The sequence below is a fragment of the Streptosporangium sp. LJ11 genome (genome assembly GCF_051918945.1).
Lineage (GTDB): Bacteria > Actinomycetota > Actinomycetes > Streptosporangiales > Streptosporangiaceae > Streptosporangium.
In genome coordinates, this window is sequence record NZ_JBPXMB010000096.1 from 1 (window position 1) to 1,072 (window position 1,072).

Below are 1,072 nucleotides of genomic sequence, written 5' to 3' on the forward strand. Positions count from 1 at the left end.
CGAGCTGGATCGAGTCCGACGCCCTCGCGCAGTGCCACCAGGTGGCCGCGCTCGACGGCATGACGCACGTCGCCGCCATGCCCGACCTGCACCCCGGCAAGGGCGCCCCCATCGGCGCCGCCATGACGTCGACCGTGCTGTACCCGTTCCTGGTGGGCTCCGACATCGGGTGCGGCATCGCCGTGTTCCCCATGAAGCTCAAGCGTGCCGTACCCGAGAAGCTCGCCGCCCGCTTCCCCGACCTCGATCGCGCGCTGGATCCCGAACGGGATGCCGGCGACCCGGCCTGGGCCGTGGTGAAGGGCGACATCCCCGCCGGTCACGTCGAGGGCCTCGGGACGGTCGGCCGGGGCAATCACTTCGTCGAGCTGGCGCGGATCGGGACCGTCTTCGCGCCGGACCACGCGAGCCGTCTCGGACTCGCCGGCGGCGACCTGGTCCTCATCGTCCACAGCGGTTCCCGGGGGCTGGGCGAGCGGATCCTGCGGGCGCACACCGAGGTCCACGGCGCGGGCCCCGCCCCTGATCCCGGCGCCTACCTGGCGATGCACGACGACGCCGTACGCTGGGGATCGCTCAACCGGCGGCTGATGGCCGCCCGGGTCGCCCATGCCCTGGGGGCCGAGCCCGCCGAGCCGCTCGTCGACCAGTGCCACAACCTGGTCGAGATCCGTGACGGGGCCTACCTGCACCGCAAGGGAGCCGCTCCGGGCGACGGCCGCGACGTGCTCATCGCCGGTACGCGAGGCACCCCTTCCTACCTCGTGGCCGCCCACGCCGGGCCGGACGCCGGCCATTCCGTCGCGCACGGCGCGGGCCGCAAGATGTCGCGTGCGGACGCCCTGCGCCGGGGCCGGGCCAAGCACACGGTCGAGGAGCTGCGCCGCACGCCGGTGGGGTCGCTGGTGGTGTGCGGAGACCGCCAGCTGCTCTTCGAGGAGGCGCCGACGGCCTACAAGCGCATCGAGCAGGTGATCTCCGACCTCGTCGACCACGACCTGGCCACGCCCGTGGCCACCACGGTCCCTCTGGTCACCTACAAGACGCCCGACCTCGGCTCCACGCCCCAGCG

1 protein-coding gene is annotated in these 1,072 nt (G+C 73.6%); it reads left to right on the forward strand.

The window, feature by feature from the left end; translation table 11 throughout:
- Positions 1–1,072, forward strand: a 1,072-nt coding sequence (locus ACTOQ3_RS43540) for an RNA ligase RtcB family protein (RefSeq protein ID WP_440089934.1), incomplete at both ends; no start/stop codon positions are given.